Origin of the sequence: Cellulomonas bogoriensis 69B4 = DSM 16987, from assembly GCF_000767165.1 — a bacterium.
GTDB classification, from domain to species: Bacteria; Actinomycetota; Actinomycetes; order Actinomycetales; family Cellulomonadaceae; genus Actinotalea; species Actinotalea bogoriensis.
The window spans coordinates 1-292 of sequence record NZ_AXCZ01000508.1; the positions used below are offsets into that span (position 1 = coordinate 1).

General features: G+C 76.0%; 1 protein-coding gene. It reads left to right on the top strand.

Going from position 1 to position 292, the window contains the following annotated elements; all coding sequences use genetic code 11:
• Window positions 1-220: hypothetical protein (locus N869_RS18325; RefSeq protein ID WP_035063567.1), on the top strand; the 220-nt coding region annotated here is incomplete at its 5' end.
• Window positions 221-292 lie beyond the last annotated feature (72 nt).

Below are 292 nucleotides of genomic sequence, written 5' to 3' on the forward strand. Positions count from 1 at the left end.
CGTCGACGTGCTCGGTCCGCGGACGGTCCGACGGGCCGAGACCCCGGAGCCGGGTCCGGCGGTGCTCGTCGACGAGGACCCACCGGTCCGGGTGCTGCTGCGGTCGACCAGGGCGTCGGGTGAGGCGGTGACGGCGGCGGTCGCCGGTGCCGTCGCCGCGCGCAGCGCCCGTCGTGAGCGTGGTGTCCGGGTGCAGGTGGACCCCGCCGACGTGCTCTGACCGTCCGGTCCAGCGCGCCCCCCGCCCCTAGGATCGGTACATGCGCCTGATCTTCGCCGGGACACCCGAGGT